Source organism: Solibacillus sp. FSL K6-1126 (assembly GCF_038003445.1).
GTDB classification, from domain to species: Bacteria; Bacillota; Bacilli; order Bacillales_A; family Planococcaceae; genus Solibacillus; species Solibacillus silvestris.
Genome location: NZ_JBBOPD010000001.1, coordinates 2,996,888 through 3,012,817, shown reverse-complemented (window position 1 = coordinate 3,012,817; position 15,930 = coordinate 2,996,888). Strand labels below are relative to the sequence as shown.

Genomic DNA, 15,930 nt, shown 5'->3' with positions numbered 1-15,930 from the left:
GGTAATGATGAATCAGCTAAATCCATATGACCATTGTGAAATTCATTGCCCTCAAAATATCACTAGTGAGCATCAGCTTGCATTGCAATTATGCTATCAGCCGATTATCGGTGTTGAAGCTACCGCATTATATTTAAAGTTATGGGTTGAAACACAACAACAGGAAAAAGCAACTTGTTTTCATAGCAACCTGCTAGATTCATTAAGTTTTAAACCGAAGCAATTACTACAAGCAAGAATTGTATTAGAGGCAATTGGTTTAGTGAAGTCATTTGAAAAAATGATGGATTCATATAAATCAATGAAGTATATTTTATATCCGCCTTTGACTGGCCGCGATTTTTTTGACGATTCGATTCTTTCGGTAGCACTTTTACGAAAAATCGGTCGTGAACAGTATGAAGCATTGCGAAATAAATTAACGAAACATGATATTTCCTTACATGGATACAAAGATGTGACATGCAGCTTTAACGATGCATTTGTAGCAATAACAGAAACTGAGCTAAAGCAAGTCATGCAGGAAAATACAGGTTCGGTAAATGAACGTTCAAAAATGTCGTACCCGTTTGAGTATGACTTATTTGATTTCAAAAGCTTCATGATGGGCATGAGCCAAAACTTGATTCCGAGTAAATTATTTACACTTGATATTAAAATTGCTATTGCCAAATTAGCTTTCATGTACAATTTCTCTGTAACGGACATGCAAAGAATTGTGTTATTGGCATGGGATACAGATGATGGACTTACAAAAAAAGAGCTGGAAAAACGCTGTGAAGAATATTACCAGTTGAACGTCGGTGTCTCGAAACCGAAACTGATCAAAAAACAGGACATTTTCCGTTCGGTAGAAGTAATGAACACTGCACCTGCAAAAACACAGCGAAATATTAATGATAAAGAAGGTTTAATCGAGTATTTAGAAAAAACCTCACCGATAGAAGTTTTTCAAAAATTTAATGGTTATTTGCCACCGGAATCCGTTGTAATGGAATTTAACAATTTCATTAGAAAAGGGGTATCTTACGGCACATTGAATGTTTTGATTCATTATATTTCAATGAATGATGAACTGAATTACAATAAAAACTTTATGAAGGTTGTCATGAATAACTGGCTGAAAAAAGGTGCAAAAACAGCTGAAAATACAATGGAAATTGCAAAAGTTGAACATAGCTACCGTGATCGTAAATCGAAAAATTTATCGCAAATTACGGTTACGAATAACGATTTGAATAAAGTTGAAGAAAATAATAACTCGAAAAATGATTCTCCTGATTCAGCGTTAGTTGATTTTAAAAATTCTACGCCTTATCAGTATTTACTTATATTGACTCATGGTGAAGAACCGTTTTCAGGGCATGTGAAAATAGCAGAATCGCTTTACAGTTCTTATGATATACCGATCGAAGTGGCGAACGTCATTATTCGCCATGTTTGGGATTCAACAAAAGGAAACCTACCAGAATCGTTTGTAGAAGCGTTGGCATCTGAAATCCGATACAATCAAATTAAAACAGCAGAGCAAGCATTGGACTATATTGAAAAGCGAAATGAACGCAATCTTATTAAAGTGACAGAAGATTATTTAACGGTAGATGACCAATCAATTCACTATGATAAAACGGTTCCTTATTATTTCTTGAAATCGCTGTATAAAGGGAAAAAGCCGGTAAAATTTATTGTCGATTTAGCGGAGGAACTCGTATTGCAGCAAGGGCTTTCGGTCGGCGCTGTCAACGTGCTGATGGAATATGCCTACAACGAGAGTAACGGGAAACTGACAAAAAACTTTGTGCAGTCAATCGCAGGTAACTGGATGTTAAATCCGCCTGCAAATGCTTTGGAAGCCCTTGGTATTGTTGAAGAAAGCGATGGATCTCAATTGAAGGCTTCTAAAATTACGATGGATACACCGCTTGCATTTAAAGTTACGGTTAAGGATATGTCAAAATGGATTCCGGCTTTCGATGAAACATTGCCATATGATTTCATGAAAAACTTACTTAACGGTAAAGAACCGGTTGAAATGTTAGTGAAGCAAGTGGATGACCTTGTATTAAAACATGGCATTAAAGTTGGTGTTGTCAACGCAATTCTTGAATTTATATTAACGAATAAAACGAGCCGTTTTGGACGTAATCAAATTCAGACGCTGGCACTAAATATGCAGCTGAAAGATATCCTGTTGGCTAAAGATGCACTTGCTTACATTGAAACAAATTATAAAGAAAACAAAGTAGACGTGAAAATTACCGAGCAGGATTTACCGAAATATTATCCGGGGGATTATGTGTTTACGCCTGAATTGGCCCGCTATGAAAAAGCGACGCCTTATCTTTTTACAAAAGAATTAAACGATGGTCATGAACCATTTGCGTATGTTGTCGCAACAGCAGAAAAGTTGATCCTGCATTACAAGATGATCCCGGCTGTCGTCAATTACATGCTAGAGTATGTAATGGAAAAGACAGAAGGTGCATTGCCTGAAAAATATATTAACAGTGTCGCAAATACATGGCGAAACAATAAAATTCAGACGATTACCCAAGCGAAAGTTTATACTGAAATGCAAGACAAGAAGAACAAACAACGCGGTGCAAGGAAAGTTGGCGTAGTGCCGGATTGGTTTAAAGAAAAAGATCAGGTACCTGTACAACAAACTAATTCTAGCAATACTCAAAACCCAATTGATTTTGAAGAGCAACGCAAAAAGTTATTAGAGCAATTAAATAGTGATTAAAAAGCAGGTGAGTACGATCGAACCAATAAAAGATTCGCTCAATAAAATTAATATCCCATCATTTGAGCAAAAATATAATGAATTAAAAAACCGGGTGCTATCACATCCAAGTGTACAACAGTTTATGAATGACCATAATATGACGGAAAACTCGGCTGTTATTCAATATGGAATGACGACACTTTTTGAATTTGTAGAGCAAAAGCACACTTGCTGTGGAGCCGGTTCAACATCGCAGTGTCAAAATTTCTATAAAGGCCATGTTCCGCAATTAATGCTTTCAAATGGTCAGATTAATATTATTTACCGCAAGTGTGAGCAAATGTTAAAAGAAGATGATCAGCGTGAGCTAGCTTCAATGATGAAGACCATGTATATGCCAAAAGATGTCCTGAATGCAGACTTTAATGAAATGGATATGAATGATAACTCCCGTATGGCTGCAACACAGTTTATGGTCGAATTCAGGAAGCAATATCGGGAAACAAAAGAACTTCCTGCAAAAGGGCTGTATTTATACGGAACATTTGGTGTTGGCAAAACCTATATTTTAGGTGCCATCGCAAATGCTTTATCCAAAGAACGGATTCAAACTTTGTTAGTGTATATGCCGGAATTCATCCGAGAATTAAAGTCGTCGGTAACAGAGGGATCGATTGAGCAGAAAATCGATTTTGTAAAAAAAGTGCCGGTACTGATGCTGGATGATGTAGGTTCAGAGCCGATTTCTACATGGACAAGAGATGAAATTATCGGGTCAATCTTGCATTATCGAATGGCGGAAAAATTACCGACGTTTATATCGTCCAACTTCAATTACAAACAATTGGAAGAACAATGGGCGGTAACCGAACATGGGGCAATTGACGAAATGAAATCAGGCCGTATTTTACAACGAGTACAGGCATTAACAACACCGCTTGAAATTACAGGAACAAACCGCAGAAAATAAAATATTGAAAGTTTTATTTTTCAATATTGCATTTCTGCAAAATCGAGCGTATACTTTGTACGTAATTAAACAATAAATGCATTGAAAAGGACAACAAGTTTAACGAACTGGCTTTTAGAGAGGGAAGACACGGCTGCAAGCTTCCTAGCACAAGCGTTTTACTTTACTACCTTCGAGCAGTGACGGGGCCAATCCGTCATCGTTTCTCAGTACGTTAACTGACCGAGAGCTTCTGATTCGTTTTGCGAAGAAGGAAGAAGGGTGGCACCACGAGCATACAGCATCGTCCCTTTGTTGGGACGGTGCTTTTTATTTTGCCTTAATATATTTTGGCTGATAAAAAATTATGGGAGCAAATTAATTTATAGCTATAGATTAGTTGATTGTAGTGTAGGGCGGCGAGTGTAGCTGACGGCTATCGCCTTTCGCTACAAACTGCGTTTCCAGCGGGAATAGCGTGACGCCTGAGACGCTCGTGTAAGGCCACGCCCGCGGAAAGCGTCCGCCCGAAACGGAAATCAACGGATTAGGATGACGACACTTTGCTACTCTCAATGAAATAAAAACCTTAAAAGGAGGACAACAACATGTCAGAAATGATCAAATTAACATTCCCGGATGGCGCAGTAAAGGAATTTGCCAAGGGAACATCTACATTAGACGTTGCAGGCTCAATCAGCCCAGGTCTTAAAAAATCAACTTTAGCCGGGAAAATCAACGGCACATTAATCGATGCCAAAACAGGAATCGAACAAGATGGTGCGATCGAAATCATTACTAACAAATCAGACGAAGCGTTAGAAATTCTTCGCCATTCAACTGCCCACTTAACAGCACAGGCAGTAAAACGTCTTTACCCGGATGCAAAATTAGGTATCGGTCCAGTTATCGATTCAGGCTTCTACTATGACATCGATTCACCAACACCGATTACTGCAGAAGATTTACCAGCAATCGAAAAAGAAATGAAAAAAATCATTGCTGAAAACATTGAAATCGAGCGTAAAAACGTTTCTCGTGATGAAGCACAAAAAATATACGAGGAAGTCGGCGACGAATACAAATTAGAACTACTTGAAGCAATTCCAGCAGATGACCAAGTATCAATCTATTACCAAGGTGATTTCTTTGACCTTTGCCGTGGTGTACACGTACCATCTACAGGCAAATTAAAAGAGTTCAAATTATTATCATTAGCAGGTGCTTACTGGCGCGGTAACTCAGACAACAAAATGCTGCAACGTATTTACGGTACTGCATTCTTCAGTAAAGACGAGTTGAAACACCACCTTCAAATGCTTGAAGAAGCAAAAGAACGTGACCACCGTAAAATCGGTAAAGAATTGGATTTATTCATGACTAGCCAAACAGTTGGTCAAGGTTTACCACTTTGGTTACCAAACGGTGCAACAATCCGCCGTACTATTGAACGTTATATTGTAGATAAAGAATTATCTTTAGGTTACAAACACGTTTACACACCAGTGCTTGGCTCGAAAAAATTATACGAAACATCAGGACACTGGGAGCACTATCAAGATGGCATGTTCCCGCCAATGGAAATGGACAATGAAACACTTGTTTTACGTCCAATGAACTGTCCTCACCATATGATGGTATTCAAAAACGGTCTGCACTCTTACCGTCACTTACCAATCCGTATCGCAGAACTTGGAACAATGCACCGTTATGAAATGAGTGGTGCCGTATCTGGTCTACAACGAGTACGCGGGATGACTTTAAATGATGCGCACATTTTCGTACGTCCGGATCAAATTAAAGCAGAATTCAAAAAAGTAGTGGAACTGATTTTAGAAGTTTATAAAGACTTTGATCTTAAAGATTTCTCATTCCGTCTTTCTTACCGCGATCCGAACAACACTGAGAAATACTTTGATGACGATCAAATGTGGGAAACTGCACAAGCGATGTTAAAAGAAGCAATGGATGAGCTTGGTTATGATTACTTCATCGCAGAAGATGAAGCAGCATTCTATGGTCCGAAGCTAGACGTTCAAGTAAAAACAGCTATTGGTAAAGAGGAAACATTATCGACTGCACAACTTGACTTCTTATTACCACAACGCTTCGACCTTTCTTACATTGGTGAAGACGGTCAGCCTCAACGCCCAGTTGTTATCCACCGTGGTGTTGTATCGACAATGGAACGTTTCGTAGCATTCTTAATTGAAGAATACAAAGGGGCATTCCCGACTTGGTTGGCGCCAGTGCAAGCAACAATTATTCCTGTATCAAACGCAGTGCACTATGATTATGCACGTGAAGTACAAGAAAAATTAGCTGCAGCTGGTATCCGTGTGGAAATGGATGACCGCGAAGAAAAACTAGGTTATAAAATCCGTGAAGCACAAATGCAAAAAATCCCGTACATGCTTGTACTTGGAGATAAAGAAGTAGCAGAAAATGCGGTAAATATCCGCCGTTACGGTTCGAAGGATTCAGAAACAATCAGCTTTGAACAGTTCCTGGCAGACATTACTGCAGAAGTGAAGAAATAAAATGAAAAGGTGTCCCGCATTTTGCGGGACACCTTTTTTGTTGTCAGTAATGGTAAGCTTCGATTTCGATAGTAATAACATTTTTTACATCTCTATAAAATGTTGGTCCCTAATTAGATACCACGAATATTTTGAGTGAAACCCGGAAGTGAAAATTAATTTCATTTATTTTTTAAAGTAAATTAATCATATAAAAATGCTTGACGGTAATTGGATCTCATGTTAAGATTATTTAAGTTATGAATACAAAAGTTTGAAAGTAGAGGCTGCCCGCTTCTCACCTGACAAGTGCTTTTATATAAGTTACGTGCAGGTATTAGAAACGTTGAATTGTTTTACGCATGAATGCGTATGCACATATAGCGGGCGGACATCTCAAATGTCCGTCCTTTTTGTTTGTAAAACAAGAAGAACATATGGACATCACGCAGAGTTGTACCGTTCGACAGGGTTATACTTTACACCAACTCATGTATTCGCGACAAACACTTGGAGGTGGATTAATATTAGCAAAGACATGTATGTAAACGAAGGCATCCGCGCGCGAGAACTTCGTCTAATTGATCACAATGGTGATCAGCTTGGTTTAAAAACGCGTACAGAAGCGTTGGAAATTGCCGCTCGTGCTAACTTGGATCTTGTCCTTGTGGCCCCTCAAGCCAAGCCACCAGTCGCTCGTGTCATGGACTATGGTAAATTTAAGTTCGATCAGCAAAAGAAAGACCGTGAAATTCGTAAAAATTCTAAAGTTATCGTGATGAAAGAGGTTCGCTTGAGCCCGACAATCGATGAACATGATTTTCAAACGAAATTACGTAATGCGATTAAGTTCCTTGAAAAAGGAGATAAAGTTAAAGCTTCAATTCGCTTTAAAGGTCGTGCAATCACACACAAAGAAATTGGTCAGCGTGTGCTAGATCGCTTTGCTGAAGCTTGTGCTGAAGTATCTACGGTTGAACAAAAACCGAAGATGGAAGGCCGAAGCATGTTCTTAGTTCTTCAACCGAAGACAGAGAAATAATACGTATGTAGAAACAAGTTTAGGAGGAAATCGACATGCCAAAAATGAAAACTCACCGTGGAGCTGCGAAACGTTTCAAAAAAACAGGTACTGGTAAATTAAAATTTGACCGTGCTTATGGCTCTCACTTATTCGCTAACAAATCAACTAAAGCAAAACGTCACTTACGTAAAGCAAAAGTTGCAACTTCAGGCGATTTCAAGCGTATCCGTACATTATTAACTTACATGAAATAATCTTGACCGTTTAAAAGATTATTAATAACAAAAATAAAAATTAGCATTCGAAAGAATTAGCAGGAGGTAATTACTATGCCACGCGTAAAAGGCGGAACAGTAACACGCGCTCGTCGCAAAAAAGTTTTAAAATTAGCTAAAGGTTACTATGGTTCAAAACACACGTTATACAAAGTAGCTAACCAAGCAGTAATGAAATCAGGTCAATATGCATACCGTGACCGTCGTCAAAAGAAACGTGATTTCCGTAAATTATGGATCACTCGTATCAATGCAGCTGCTCGCATGAACGGTTTATCTTACTCTCGTTTAATGCACGGCTTAAAAGTAGCAGGTATCGAAGTTAACCGTAAAATGTTAGCTGACTTAGCTGTAACAGATAGCACAGCATTCGCTCAATTAGCTGAAGAAGCTAAAAAAGCAGTAGCTAAATAATTTTAGTATACAATAAAGGCTGATAGGGATTTGCTCCTTATCAGTCTTTTTTTGACTAGGGGGATTCAGATGGGATTAGCAGCAGTTTCATATGTCGCAGTTGTTTCACTCGTACTATGCGTATATATGTACATAGATAAAGAACGCGCTAAAAAGAAGGAATGGCGTATTTCCGAAAGAACACTATTAACATTAGGGGTACTCGGTGGCGCACTTGGCGGTGTTTTAGGGATGTACTTATTTCGTCATAAAACGAAGCATAACCAATTTGCATTTGGCTTTCCTTTACTTGGGGCAATTCATATATTTATACTAGTTCAGCTATTTTAATATGATCTTGGAGCATAGACTAAATTTGTCTGTGCTTTTTTTATGCATTGAAAAAGATTATTCATTTGTTAGATTAGTAGTTGTAATTTATAATAAATTCAGTAAATTCGAAAGCGGGGAGTAATGAAATGAGTAAATACGAAGAGCAATTATCTTATTTACAGAAGCCAAATGAAGAGGAAATACCGGAAGATATACAGCAACTTTTCGATCAACATGTTGAAAAGCAGCAGGAGCAAAATGGGTTTGTAAATAATTTATTTAAAATTCTTCCATTGAATGCGCTGCAGTATAAAGGATTTTTGGAATTTAAATATTCTCTGTTCAATGAAGAAACAACGTATTTATCATTAGCAGACAAGGAAATGATCGGGCTTGTCGTCTCTTCGACAAATAATTGCAGCTATTGCCTTACTTCACATAGTGATGTCCTTCGGGGGCTAACAAAAAATCCGGGATGGGTTGACCAGTTAACATACAATTACCGCTCCGCAAAACTTACGGAAAAGCAGCGTGCGTTATGTGATTATGCCTACCGTGTAACAAGGTATCCAAATGAAATAACGACAAAAGAAGTTGATTTACTACGTGAAGCGGGTTTTAATGACCATGAAATTTTGGAAGCCGCATATGTTGCCGGATTCTTCAATTATACTAACCGCTGGGTAAGTACGATTGGAGCAGTTGCAAATCCCGGGCATTACGGACATAATCGGTAAACCGGATGCTGCAGTAAAATGCAGCATCCGGTTCTGTTTTAACTAATAAATAATAGGAGCATCATGACAATGCCAAGTGGAGGAAATAGTCGATATTTTAAACTTTATTCAAATCCATTTATACGGATGTATATGAAAAAGGTTTCAAACATAAAAGCGAACCGTACAATCATACGGTTCGCTGTCCCCAGTTAGTCTTTCATCAGTTTTTCTATCGGATTTTTCCAATTAATCGAGGCGTTTGGATAATTCATGAGAATCTCGTTTTCCAAATACATAAAATCCTCTTTCGTAAACCCTTGAAGTTTCATCGCATCATGGACAAAGACGAAAATACTTACGACTTCAAATGCATTGTCCGTCGTACCTAAATATTTTTCTCCTTCAAATAATGCCCCCTTATACGATATGAAAAAGTTTTTCCGAATGTTTTTCACATCATCATAAAAATAATATTGTCCATTTTCATAGGCCTCATCCAATTTACGCTTTGGGTCGATTAAGTAGCGTACCCCTCTGTAAAATATGTAAATGATGAGAAGGATGATGGCAATTCGTAACAATAAAGCCATGAAACTTCCTCCTTGCTTACGGTGATTCCCTCCTATACGATTGAGTAGTATAAAAAGTTTCATTTTATTTTGAAAAAGAGGGATGTTTTGATGCAATTTCGTCAATTATTTGAAAAGCAACGGCAGCTAGACCGATTTATTGAAGAAAACCAACAAGTACAAAAAGATGTATTTGCCGAAAAAGGCCTCGCATTATTAGTTGAGCTAAGTGAATTGGCCAATGAAACACGCTGTTTCAAGTTCTGGTCAACGAAGGGGCCATCAAAAAGAGCTGTTCTTTTGGAGGAGTATGTCGACTCGGTCCACTTTATGCTCTCACTAGGAAATATGCGCGGTTTTCTGCTAGAAGAATGGCCCTTTTTAAAGGTTAAGCAAGAGTTAACAGAAACCTTCCTGAATGCGACACAGACTATCCTGACCTTTCTGCAGCACCAAACAAAAGAAAATTACAGGGCGATGTGGGAACAATACAGCTTAATTGCCTACAACCTGGATTTTTCAATTGATGATGTTTTGCATGCTTATGAATTAAAAAATGAAAAAAATTATGAACGACAACGAAATGGCTATTAATTTACATAGTGCCGAGAAACTATTTCACATTTCGAAATATTGTCGCTATAATAAAGATGAGTAATTATTAGGGGGAAAACCGACATGACAAAGCTTGATGCTACATTACAAATGTTCAAATATTTAACAGATGCAAACGGTATACCAGGAAATGAACGTGCACCACGTGAGGTGATGAAAAAGTATATCGCACCTTATGCAGATGAGGTGGAAACAGATAACTTAGGAAGTTTAATCGCAAAAAAAGTAGGCGATGAAAACGGTCCGAAAATTATGGTTGCAGGTCACTTGGATGAAGTTGGTTTCATGGTTACACGCATTGATGATAAAGGGTTTGTCTTCTTCCAGACAGTAGGAGGCTGGTGGAGCCAAGTAATGCTTGCCCAACGTGTGACAATTACAACACGTAAAGGGGAAGAAATTATTGGTGTGATCGGATCAAAGCCACCGCATATTTTACCGGCAGATGTTCGAAACAAAGTAGTAGATATTAAAACTATGTTCGTTGATATCGGTGCCACTTCAAAAGAAGAAGCAATGGAGTGGGGCGTACGTCCAGGCGATATGATTACACCATATTTCGAATTCAATGTAATGAAAAATGAAAAGCATTTATTAGCGAAAGCATGGGATAACCGCATTGGCTGTGCGATTGCGATTGATGTACTGAAAGCATTAAAAGATGAAAAGCATCCGAACATCGTGTATGGTGTCGGGAATGTACAGGAAGAAATCGGCCTTCGCGGCGCGAAAACTTCTACATTTAAAGTACAGCCGGATATCGGATTTTCTGTAGATGTTGGTGTTGCTGGCGATACGCCGGGCGTGACACCGAAGGAATCGACTTCAAAAATGGGCGCAGGTCCACAAATCGTCGTATATGATGCATCAATGGTATCTCATACAGGTTTACGTGAATTTGTCCTTGATGTAGCTGAAGAAGCGGGCATTCCATACCAGTTCGAAGCAATGGCTGGCGGCGGTACGGATGCAGGTAGTATTCACATTACAGCAAATGGTGTACCATCATTGGCAATCGGTGTTGCAACACGCTATATTCACTCACATGCAGGAATCTTACATCGTGATGATTATGATAATGCGGTTAAATTAATTGTAGAAGTAATTAAACGATTAGACCGTGACACAGTAAATAAAATTACATTTGAATAATATAAAAACTGCAGATAGAACAATTATTAGCAGCTTAATATTATAATATGAAAAAATATCCATTTCCTTATAAGGAAATGGATATTTTATTTTAACATACCTCCTTTAACTACCAACCTCTTATGTCTCTGTAAATTCCGCAACCCGACCTATTTTCTTAATAAAAATAAGTACTTTTTGAATATTTGACTATAATTTGGAAATAATGAATTCATTAATCAGCAAAACATAGAAATGGGGGAAGCTTATGTTTTTTGAAAAAAAGAATAAAAAGGCAACGTTCAAAAAACAAACAGGAGATTTAACAGGGCCTTTAAAAGATAAGGGTGAAAAACAATCTACTTTATCAACTTCCGAAGTAACTACCAAAACGGATGATTGGCAACCCATTTCCGATTCAACTGATGTTTTTATAAAAAAAGTAAAAGAGCAAATTCATTCACCGGCTGATTTAGTAATTCGATATGTAACAGATTCAATTACTATTTTGTATATCGATAACTTAATAAAAGAAGATATATTGAACGGTAAAATATTACCTGTTCTGCAGAATATACAAGAAGGAACACCGAGTAGTATCCAGAGTCAGTTACCTCTGCCACAAGTAAACGTGGAAAATAAATTAAATCAAAGTATCGATACTATGTTAACGGGCGCTGTTATGATTCATGTGGCGGGACATGCACTGGTCACTATGGTCATTATTCCAGCAAGAGAATCACGGAGTTTGTCTGCACCTGAAAATGAATCGCAAGTAATCGGGTCGCAAGTGGGGTTTAATGAAAGTCTCTCAACAAATATCTCGCTTGTTAGACGGTTTATTTTAAGTAAAAATCTTAGTAATGAAAAATTAAAGGTAGGAAACCAGACCAATACATCGCTCTCTATACTTTATCTAGATGGTGTTGCATCAGAACAAAATATAAATACTGTCCGACAAAGAATACAAGCTCTCGATATTGAAGATTTAATTGATAGTGCGGAACTGGCAGAGTTAATCGATGACAGTTCCCTGTCTATTTTTCCGCAGATGTTATTAACGGAGCGCCCCGATCGATTTTGCGATGGTTTATTGGGTGGGAAAATAGGCATTCTTGTTGATGGCAGTTCGATGGGGATACTTTGCCCTTGCTCATTTATTGAGTTTTTTCAAAGTAGAGAAGATAAAAACTTGAGGTGGCCAATTGCAACATTTGTAAGATGGCTAAGATTTGCAGCCATTTTTATCTCTATTTTTTTTACACCACTGTATGTTGCATCATTAACTTTTCATTATGAAGTGATCCCACAGCCGCTTTTAGTTCCGCTTAGTGAATCGAGGGCTAAAGTACCGTTTCCTCCTATATTAGAGGCGCTATTTCTGGAGCTGATTATGGAATTGCTTCGTGAGGCTGGGGCAAGATTACCGACAAAAATAGGACAAACAATTGGGATTGTTGGGGGGATCGTACTTGGTACAGCGGCAGTGGAGGCAGGGATTACGAGTAATATTCTAATAATTATTGTCGCTCTATGTGCGCTGTCTTCCTTTATAACACCGAGTTATATGATGGGAAATGTTATTAGGCTGCTACGTTTTCCAATCATCATTTTAGCTGGATTTTGGGGTTACTATGGTATAATGCTTGCCCTTTGTATTCTTGTGATTCATCTATTACGACAAACAAGTTTAGGCGCTCCTTATATGGCGCCATTATACCCACCTAGACTTAAAGATTTGGGCGATAGCCTTGTTCGTCTACCATATCCGTTCATCGCTCGGAAATCATTAAATGCGAGAGTGGAGAATCCTGATTATTCAAAAATGCGTGTAAATCTTAAGGGAGACAAGGAGAAGGTGAAAGAGTGAAGAATATGCTGCAAATTAATCCCACTCAAACATTCAATGCCCCTCTTCTCTTTTTCATCATTTCTTCTGCTCAAATAGGTGTAGGAGTTCATGGATTTCAAAGCATTATCTATAAAGATGCGAAACAAGATGCCTGGATTTCCATCATTATTAGTTTTATTGCAGCACATTTTATTGTCTTTATAATTATTAAAACGCTGGAATTGTACGAAGCAAATGATATTTATGGAGTGAATTTGGATTTATTCGGTAAATACTTAGGGAATTTTATTAATGTGACCTATATTGTTTATTGCGGTTTGGCGTATTTTGCCATTATTAAAAATTATACAGATGTTATTAATACATGGGTATTTCCAGGCTTAAGTTCTTCGTTTATTACCATTACACTGCTTATAACTGTAAGTTATGCATTCACGGGCGGCCTACGAGTAATAATTGGAGTCTGTTTTTTTAGCTTTTTTTTAAGTCTCTGGATTTTAATTGTACTGTTATTTCCTATTGAATATTCGAATGTTAATTACCTGTTGCCTGTACTAGATAATGATTTAATAAGTCTACTCAAAGGAGCGTATTCGATGACGCTTACGATTGTAGGTTTTGAAATAATTAATACGGTTTATCCATATGTCAAAGAAAAGAATAAGGCGCAAAAATTTGTACATTTTGGATTGCTGTTTACATTGGCTATTTATTTGTTTGTTATGCTGGTTACATTAACATTTTTTAGCGGGGAACAGCTTGAGAAAACGATTTGGGCAACATTATCATTATTCAGCATTGTCCGTTTGCCATTTCTTGAACGGATTGAACTGATAACGGTCTGTTACTGGATGATGATAATCTTGCCGAACCTTTGTTTATTTGCATGGTCTGCTTATAGGGGGATTAGCCGAATAATTAATATAACCGATAAGAAATTTATTATTATTTTCTCCCTTTTTATATTTATAGGATCGTTGATTGTGGAGACACGGTTTGAGATTAATACATTCAACAACTATTTTGGGTACTACGCATTTTATATCGTATTTGCTTACCCTGTCTTATTATATTTCATTGCTCTCCTAAAGAAAAAAGTCTTTAAACGACAAGCGAGAAGGGAATGAAGGAGCTGACTACGTTTAAAAAACTGATTTTGCTGTTTGCCTGTATTATCGTTTTGGTAGGTTGTGCAGAACAGAAAATTCTTGAAAGAATCAGTTTAACAACATTGGTAGGCTTTGATTTAGCTGATGAGGATAAGTTGGCCGCCACTGCTGTTATCCGACAAATTAATCCGGATTTAGAAAGTAAAATTGAATTGCAATCTGCAACTGCATTAACAAGTAGGGGGGCACATTCAAAAATTGATTTAAAAACATCGAAGACTATTGGCTCAGGGCAATTACGGGTTGTGTTGTACGGTGAAGAGCTGGCGAAAGTAGGGTTAAATGAGAACATTCATATCTTAAAAATGAATTCCGAAATCAGCAATGCAACATATATAGCTTCTGTTGAAGGGGATTTGAACGAACTATTAGAGTATAAGTATGAAAATATATCTGATCTTGGACAACATATTTATCAATTAATTAAATATAATGTAGACAAGCAGTATATTATTTCATCGACTCTCCATGAAATCAATAGAGATAAACTATCATTTATAGATAGTTATTCCATGCCGATATTAGAAAGAGAAGAAAATAATATCAAAATATCTGGTATAGCTTTTTTTAACGAAGGGAAAATAGTCGGCAAACTCCCGGCAGAGGAAGCAATTTATATATTGATGGTTAAAGGGAAGACTCATAATGGAACGCTTGAAATGGAAATACCTATAACAACATTGGAAAAATCCCCCCCTGATTCCTCGGAAGGACTACCAATAGCCATTGACTCTATAAATTCAAAGCGGAAGATTAAACTAGTAGATTCGGCAGTGCCTGAATTCAATTTAACGATTAAAATTGAATGTCGGTTATTGGAAGTTGATTCAGATGTGAGCATGGATAATCCGAGCATCATTCATAAACTTGAGAAAGAAATCAACAAGAAAATTGAAAGTGAAATTAATCAAATTATAGACTATAGCCATGAAATCAATACCGATATATTCCAGTTTGGCGAATATTATAAAGCACAGAATCGAAAAGCGGATATTGATAAAAAAAAATGGGATGAAATGTTTTCCGAAATGAAAGTGAACGTTACAGTAAATACTACAATTATACGCAATGGTGTGTTTCAATAGTTCTCTATAAATGAATCAAATTTGAGAAATCTTTTTAGGGGAAGCCGAAAACCATTAATTTTCCGATTGTCAGGAAAGTTAATGGTTTTTTGTTTATTTTACATCATGTAGGGCAGTAAGCTTTGTTTCAATTGAGTTCGTTAAATCAGACGTCGCTTTAGGTACGAAACTTTCCAAAACAGGGTTGATCATCATCCCCATAAAACCGCCAGCAGATAAATCCAGGCTGCCTGTTACTTGAGTGGACTCATTATTGCCGGTTGCAATGTTAAAGTAGCCGTTCCCGTCAAAGTTGTCGGACAAACCTTTTATGTTAAATTTTACATCAGTCGGTTCAACAGAATCAGTTATATCTACTTGAAGAATAATCTTCTTTTTCGTGAACCCTAAATCTGCAAGTAAAGTCCAAGTGAACTGCGTATCATGTATTGCTTCGTGCTCAATATAACCTGGAATTAATGGTGCCCAATTATTATAGTCCTTTAGAAAATGCCATATTATCTCATTAGATAATGGTAATTCCACTGTGTGGATCGCGTTCGGCATAATGATTCCTCCTAAATCAGTTA

15 protein-coding genes are annotated in these 15,930 nt (G+C 37.4%); 13 read left to right on the top strand and 2 right to left on the bottom strand.

All coding sequences use genetic code 11. The features are described 5' to 3' along the window. The first annotated feature begins 4 nt into the window (after window positions 1-4). The 8 genes from MHH44_RS14945 (at window position 5) to MHH44_RS14910 (ending at window position 8,958) form a co-directional block, all read left to right on the top strand. Complete coding sequence (locus MHH44_RS14945) at window positions 5-2,746, top strand: DnaD domain protein (protein WP_340798950.1); 2,742 nt, start codon at window positions 5-7, stop codon at window positions 2,744-2,746. Then, entirely contained in the window at window positions 2,739-3,698 is a 960-nt protein-coding gene (gene dnaI / locus MHH44_RS14940) for a primosomal protein DnaI (protein ID WP_008407732.1), read from the top strand. The genes MHH44_RS14945 and dnaI overlap by 8 nt, the downstream gene beginning before the upstream one ends. A gap of 587 nt (window positions 3,699-4,285) precedes the next feature. Beyond that, complete coding sequence (gene thrS, locus MHH44_RS14935; protein WP_340798949.1) at window positions 4,286-6,217, top strand: threonine--tRNA ligase; 1,932 nt, start codon at window positions 4,286-4,288, stop codon at window positions 6,215-6,217. Window positions 6,218-6,734: 517 nt separating this feature from the next. Next, the gene (gene infC / locus MHH44_RS14930) at window positions 6,735-7,238 is read left to right on the top strand and encodes a translation initiation factor IF-3 (RefSeq protein ID WP_039967350.1); all 504 of its coding nucleotides are present in this window, start codon (window positions 6,735-6,737) and stop codon (window positions 7,236-7,238) included. A 35-nt stretch (window positions 7,239-7,273) separates the two neighbouring features. Beyond that, a complete protein-coding gene (gene rpmI, locus MHH44_RS14925; RefSeq protein WP_008407727.1) occupies window positions 7,274-7,474 on the top strand; it encodes a 50S ribosomal protein L35 in 201 nt (66 codons plus the stop codon). Between the two features lie 75 nt (window positions 7,475-7,549). Then, window positions 7,550-7,909, top strand: coding sequence for a 50S ribosomal protein L20 (gene rplT, locus MHH44_RS14920; protein WP_008407725.1), 360 nt, complete (start codon window positions 7,550-7,552; stop codon window positions 7,907-7,909). 69 nt (window positions 7,910-7,978) lie between these two features. Next, complete coding sequence (locus MHH44_RS14915; RefSeq protein ID WP_008407723.1) at window positions 7,979-8,239, top strand: DUF1294 domain-containing protein; 261 nt, start codon at window positions 7,979-7,981, stop codon at window positions 8,237-8,239. A 128-nt stretch (window positions 8,240-8,367) separates the two neighbouring features. Then, complete coding sequence (locus MHH44_RS14910) at window positions 8,368-8,958, top strand: peroxidase-related enzyme (RefSeq protein WP_008407721.1); 591 nt, start codon at window positions 8,368-8,370, stop codon at window positions 8,956-8,958. Between the two features lie 191 nt (window positions 8,959-9,149). Here the strand turns inward: MHH44_RS14910 and MHH44_RS14905 are convergent, their stop codons facing one another. Beyond that, window positions 9,150-9,530, bottom strand: coding sequence for a hypothetical protein (locus tag MHH44_RS14905; RefSeq protein ID WP_008407719.1), 381 nt, complete (start codon window positions 9,528-9,530; stop codon window positions 9,150-9,152). Between the two features lie 90 nt (window positions 9,531-9,620). Here MHH44_RS14905 and MHH44_RS14900 point away from each other — a divergent pair, with 90 nt between their 5' ends. The 5 genes from MHH44_RS14900 (at window position 9,621) to MHH44_RS14880 (ending at window position 15,361) form a co-directional block, all read left to right on the top strand. Continuing rightward, the gene (locus MHH44_RS14900; protein WP_340798948.1) at window positions 9,621-10,103 is read left to right on the top strand and encodes a dUTP diphosphatase; all 483 of its coding nucleotides are present in this window, start codon (window positions 9,621-9,623) and stop codon (window positions 10,101-10,103) included. 84 nt (window positions 10,104-10,187) lie between these two features. After that, window positions 10,188-11,276 (top strand): M42 family metallopeptidase, encoded by a 1,089-nt coding sequence (locus MHH44_RS14895; protein WP_340798947.1) that lies wholly within the window; start codon window positions 10,188-10,190, stop codon window positions 11,274-11,276. Window positions 11,277-11,523: 247 nt separating this feature from the next. Then, complete coding sequence (locus MHH44_RS14890; RefSeq protein ID WP_340798946.1) at window positions 11,524-13,125, top strand: spore germination protein; 1,602 nt, start codon at window positions 11,524-11,526, stop codon at window positions 13,123-13,125. Window positions 13,126-13,130: 5 nt separating this feature from the next. Next, window positions 13,131-14,234 carry a GerAB/ArcD/ProY family transporter gene (locus tag MHH44_RS14885; protein ID WP_340799521.1) on the top strand — a complete coding sequence of 368 codons (1,104 nt, stop codon included), beginning with the start codon at window positions 13,131-13,133 and terminating at the stop codon, window positions 14,232-14,234. Next, window positions 14,231-15,361 (top strand): Ger(x)C family spore germination protein, encoded by a 1,131-nt coding sequence (locus MHH44_RS14880; RefSeq protein ID WP_340798945.1) that lies wholly within the window; start codon window positions 14,231-14,233, stop codon window positions 15,359-15,361. The genes MHH44_RS14885 and MHH44_RS14880 overlap by 4 nt, the downstream gene beginning before the upstream one ends. Before the next feature lie 93 nt (window positions 15,362-15,454). On the opposite strand, the gene MHH44_RS14875 is transcribed toward MHH44_RS14880, so the two are convergent. Continuing rightward, window positions 15,455-15,907, bottom strand: a complete 453-nt coding sequence (locus MHH44_RS14875; protein WP_340798944.1) for a CoxG family protein — start codon at window positions 15,905-15,907, stop codon at window positions 15,455-15,457. Between the last annotated feature and the right edge of the window lie 23 nt (window positions 15,908-15,930).

Excerpts from the sequence above, each read along its gene's own strand:
- MHH44_RS14875 (WP_340798944.1), bottom strand. The coding sequence starts at position 15,907 with ATGCCGAACGCGATCCACACAGTGGAATTACCATTATCTAATGAGATA.
- MHH44_RS14945 (WP_340798950.1), top strand. The coding sequence starts at position 5 with ATGATGAATCAGCTAAATCCATATGACCATTGTGAAATTCATTGCCCT.
- thrS (WP_340798949.1), top strand. The coding sequence starts at position 4,286 with ATGTCAGAAATGATCAAATTAACATTCCCGGATGGCGCAGTAAAGGAA.
- rplT (WP_008407725.1), top strand. The coding sequence starts at position 7,550 with ATGCCACGCGTAAAAGGCGGAACAGTAACACGCGCTCGTCGCAAAAAA.
- MHH44_RS14905 (WP_008407719.1), bottom strand. The coding sequence starts at position 9,530 with ATGGCTTTATTGTTACGAATTGCCATCATCCTTCTCATCATTTACATA.
- infC (WP_039967350.1), top strand. The coding sequence starts at position 6,735 with ATGTATGTAAACGAAGGCATCCGCGCGCGAGAACTTCGTCTAATTGAT.
- MHH44_RS14895 (WP_340798947.1), top strand. The coding sequence starts at position 10,188 with ATGACAAAGCTTGATGCTACATTACAAATGTTCAAATATTTAACAGAT.
- MHH44_RS14915 (WP_008407723.1), top strand. The coding sequence starts at position 7,979 with ATGGGATTAGCAGCAGTTTCATATGTCGCAGTTGTTTCACTCGTACTA.
- rpmI (WP_008407727.1), top strand. The coding sequence starts at position 7,274 with ATGCCAAAAATGAAAACTCACCGTGGAGCTGCGAAACGTTTCAAAAAA.
- MHH44_RS14885 (WP_340799521.1), top strand. The coding sequence starts at position 13,131 with ATGCTGCAAATTAATCCCACTCAAACATTCAATGCCCCTCTTCTCTTT.
- MHH44_RS14890 (WP_340798946.1), top strand. The coding sequence starts at position 11,524 with ATGTTTTTTGAAAAAAAGAATAAAAAGGCAACGTTCAAAAAACAAACA.
- MHH44_RS14900 (WP_340798948.1), top strand. The coding sequence starts at position 9,621 with ATGCAATTTCGTCAATTATTTGAAAAGCAACGGCAGCTAGACCGATTT.
- MHH44_RS14910 (WP_008407721.1), top strand. The coding sequence starts at position 8,368 with ATGAGTAAATACGAAGAGCAATTATCTTATTTACAGAAGCCAAATGAA.
- MHH44_RS14880 (WP_340798945.1), top strand. The coding sequence starts at position 14,231 with ATGAAGGAGCTGACTACGTTTAAAAAACTGATTTTGCTGTTTGCCTGT.